Raw genomic sequence first — 3925 nt, 5'->3', positions numbered from 1 at the left:
TTAATGCTACTTTATACTTTACTATTCCATTATAATCAAGCAGATAATGCAAAACAGGTTTAATTACTCATTAATACTTTTACAATCGAAAATCCCGTCCTTTAGGGCGGAGATTAAGTGCTTATCTCATAGCCATTAAAGGCATAGAAAGACCTAAACTGGTACAGAAAGCTACAAGCCAATGTTTCTGCCCCGTGATCCCTGTGATGATGAATTATGAAATCGGTGTAATTCTACTGGGAGCCACTTAATCTGAAAAATTAATTAAATATTAAGAGGATGGGGAATAATTAAAATCTCTTAAAGAGGATACAGCAGATAACGGGAAGGAGTAGTGGGTAAGCCTGAGATTATAGAAATAGGTGTTGATGAAGCCGGAAGAGGACCATTTATAGGGGACATGGTGATAGCTGGTGTAATTGGTTTAAGTAGCGCGTTTGAATCGCTGGTTTCTATAGGATTAAGGGATAGCAAGCTCCTCGAACCCTTGAAGAGACTTATGATATTAAATAACATGCTCTCACTGGACATAGATATTGTTGCAACCTATGTAAGCCCTATCCACATAGACAGAAGTAACATGAATATGCTTGAATACACCGTGATATGTAGTATCCTCAAGTATCTATCCTACAGCCATATCCTAAGACAACGCCAGGGTACCGAGGTAAGGATATATATTGATGAAGTGAAGGGCTACAATGATAAAATAGGGGAGTGTGCTAGAGGACTGTACAGGGGTAATGTAGAAATATTCATTGAATCCAGGGCAGACGCGAAATACCCGGCTGTTTCTGCTGCAAGCGTAGTAGCGAAAATACTCAGGGACAGTAATATTAAGGCGCTACAAGTAATAGCGGGTGAAACGGGCTCCGGGTACCCTAGCGATCCAGTCTCTAGGAGATGGCTTGCTAATATGTATAGAGATGATGGCGAACCCCCTGTATACATCAGGAAAAGTTGGGGCATAGTGAAGGATCTAGCCCCCAGCTGGTACGTTAGTAAACAAGTGAAGCATGGTAAAAAGGAGGGATCCTTACTAGACTATATTAGAAGGGGAGTAACCTATGGTAACCAACCTACCAGCGGAAGCAAAGGCTAAATGGCTAAAGGTAATGGAGGCTAAAACACCAGAGGAAAAGATGAGGGCACTAGAGGACTTCTTATCCAGTGTGCCCAAGCATAAGGGCACAGAGAAACTAAGACTTTGGGCGACTAGAAGACTGGCTGAACTCAGGGAAGAGATTGAGGAGAAAAAGAAAAGAAAGACCGGTAGAGGCGTCTCCTTCTTCATCGAGAAGGAGGGGGATGTCCAAGTAGTTGTTGTGGGTCCCCCTAACACTGGTAAAAGCATGCTGGTTAATAGGTTAACCGGGGCTAGAACCATTATTGCTGACTACCCTTACTCCACTACATATCCGGTACCAGGTATGCTTAAATATAGGGATATATACATACAATTAATTGATACCCCTCCATTAAGCAGGGACAGTGTTTTCACGAATAGGGTTATCGGCCTCGCTAGAAACGCTGATGGCCTTCTAATAATTCTGGATGCAACAATGGATCCCGGGGCTGAATTCAACGAGGTTAAGGAAATACTTAGGGAGTATGGTATAATACTTTCAAAGCCAGCCGGTAGAGTAGTTATCGAGGTATCCAGGAGTGGAAAACATGGGTTAAGGTTTACGTTGATGGGGAGATTACTCAATGCAACACTTGATGATGTACGCAAGCTACTCGAGGAGTACAGGATATATAATGCACATGTAAAGATATATGGAGAAGTCACATTAGATGATGTGGAGCAGGCATTATTCGAGAATACAGCCTATAAGCCCGCTATAGTATATATTAATAAAGCCGACCTGGTAAAAGACATCGATACCGTTATAAAGGCTTTCACGAGTTCATGTAATCTACCTATATTATACGGCTCCGCTATGACCGGGCTAGGCCTCGACAAAATAGGTGAAGCATTATTCAACCAGCTTGAACTAATCCGGATATACACTAAGTCGCCTAATACACCTCCATCCGAGAAGCCGCTGGTACTTCGAAAAGGCGCTACTATACGTGATGTCGCTGAAAGCATACATAGGGACTTCGTGAAGAACTTTCTCTACGCAAAGATATGGGGTAAATCTGTTAAATACCCTGGTGAAAAAGTAGGTCTTGAACACATTGTTGAGGACGGGGATATCGTGGAAATACATATCCGCGGCTAACTAATCCTTAATTCGAGAGCTGAAGAACATCACTCATTAGCCATCGCATTCCCTAAGAGGTATGTTGAGCCTGGTAAGTAGCGTCGATAACGCATTGAGAGTACCCCTCTGATCACATATAAACGCCTCCACTGGGGTATATAGGGTTATCAGCCTTAGAGAATCCTCCTCGGGGCATCGTTTATTCATCACTATTAGTTCAATACCCCTCCACCTCTTTAAAACCCCTGTTTCACGGAGGAGTTTAATGCTCTCCCTATCAGTTACTATTATTTTATCACCTCTTGCAATTGCATCTTCCACGAATTCGACCACCGGCTTACATGGCTTCTCAACGGATAAAACTATCATTGCCAGGGCTCCTCATGGAGTAGATGCAGAAACCAGGTTTTTATATTTTCAAGGAATACAGTTTATAGTAGGGCTAGTTTAACTATAGGGGTTTAAAATGATAAGCAATCTTGCCGAGTTTCTTAAGAGGTATGGCTTCACACCAGTTGTTTACGATAACATAATTCGCGTCTTTGACGAAGAGCTCCCAGTATACATTGAGATAAAACTAGACACCGGCAAAATCTATACATCTATAGGTTTTACGAATGAATTGAGAGAGGTTTTCGATGAAATGTCATCAAGCGGAGAGGACGTGGAGGAAGCCGTGGATGAGGCGTTAAGCCGTTTAAACGAGTGTGCCCTCCTAGTTAAGAAATGGGCTGAGTCGAGAAATCTTATAACTATCTTTGAGTTAAGAGAAGGTAGTGCCGAGTTATTATCTCTCGTAGAGGAATATATGGAGGGGTTAAATGAATGAGCGATCCCCGGAGACTTTTCGGAACCGATGGAGTCAGAGGGGTTGTAAACGAAGACTTAAACCCGGAATTTATACTGAGACTCGGGCTAGCAATAGGCTCCTATTTTGATAAAGGCTCCAGGGTACTTATTGGGATGGATTCAAGGGCTGGGGGCGAGATAATTAAGGGCATTGTTTCAGCAGCACTAATGTCAACAGGTGTAAAGGTATATGATGCTGGATTCACCCCCACACCAGCCCTTCAATACGTTGTCAAATCTAATGGCTTTGATGGAGGAGTTATGATTACAGCCAGCCATAACCCTCCCGAATATAACGGGATAAAGGTGATCGGCCCCTACGGAATCGAGATCGATAGGGATGAAGAAAGAAAGATAGAAGAGATATATTGGGAAAGCAATTTCAGGAGGGTTAACTGGAGTAGTCTACCGTATAGTGTAGAGAAACATAAGATGGTTAACGAGGAATACGTGAAAGCTGTGTTAAGCCATATAGATAAGGACCTTATTAGAGCCAAGAACTATAGGGTACTCATAGATCCAGCTAATAGTGTTGGCGCATTAACAACGCCGCTAATAGTTAAGGAACTAGGTGCAAGACCAATTGTAATTAATGGAACACTAGATCCCTTATTCCCTGGGAGAAACCCTGAGCCAACAGTTGAAAACCTGGCTGAAACAGCGAAGGTAACAAGGGAGTTAGGAGTCACATTAGGTATCGCACATGACGCTGATGCCGATAGAGCTATAATAATAGATGAAAAAGGCGTTGTCAACTGGGGAGATCGAACAGCAACGCTTCTAGCTAAATATCTGAAAGAGGAGAAGGGATTAAGTGGGAAGGTCTATACTGCTGTATCATCCAGCATAATGGTGGAGGAGGTTTT

General features: G+C 42.7%; 4 protein-coding genes and 1 pseudogene. 4 read left to right on the top strand and 1 reads right to left on the bottom strand.

The annotated features are described in order from the left end of the window. Positions 1 to 334 precede the first annotated feature (334 nt). Both rnhB and ACP5N5_RS06055 read left to right on the top strand, forming a co-directional pair. Positions 335 to 1102 carry a ribonuclease HII gene (rnhB, locus tag ACP5N5_RS06060; protein WP_428133956.1) on the top strand — a complete coding sequence of 256 codons (768 nt, stop codon included), beginning with the start codon at positions 335 to 337 and terminating at the stop codon, positions 1100 to 1102. Continuing rightward, positions 1068 to 2228 (top strand): OBG GTPase family GTP-binding protein, encoded by a 1161-nt coding sequence (locus ACP5N5_RS06055; RefSeq protein WP_428133951.1) that lies wholly within the window; start codon positions 1068 to 1070, stop codon positions 2226 to 2228. Before rnhB ends, ACP5N5_RS06055 begins: the two co-directional genes overlap by 35 nt. 36 nt (positions 2229 to 2264) lie before the next feature. Here ACP5N5_RS06055 and ACP5N5_RS06050 read toward each other — a convergent pair whose 3' ends face one another. Beyond that, the gene (locus ACP5N5_RS06050; protein ID WP_012607685.1) at positions 2265 to 2579 is read right to left on the bottom strand and encodes a hypothetical protein; all 315 of its coding nucleotides are present in this window, start codon (positions 2577 to 2579) and stop codon (positions 2265 to 2267) included. 97 nt (positions 2580 to 2676) lie between these two features. Between ACP5N5_RS06050 and ACP5N5_RS06045 the strand changes: the two genes are divergently transcribed. Both ACP5N5_RS06045 and ACP5N5_RS06040 read left to right on the top strand, forming a co-directional pair. Next, entirely contained in the window at positions 2677 to 3039 is a 363-nt protein-coding gene (locus tag ACP5N5_RS06045) for a hypothetical protein (RefSeq protein WP_012607684.1), read from the top strand. After that, positions 3036 to 3925: pseudogene (locus ACP5N5_RS06040) on the top strand (phosphoglucosamine mutase); the annotation flags it as partial. The gene ACP5N5_RS06045 and the pseudogene ACP5N5_RS06040, both read left to right, overlap by 4 nt.

Origin of the sequence: Desulfurococcus sp. (assembly GCF_049970475.1) — an archaeon.
Lineage (GTDB): Archaea > Thermoproteota > Thermoprotei_A > Sulfolobales > Desulfurococcaceae > Desulfurococcus > Desulfurococcus amylolyticus.
This window is presented reverse-complemented; position numbering and strand designations above follow the sequence as displayed.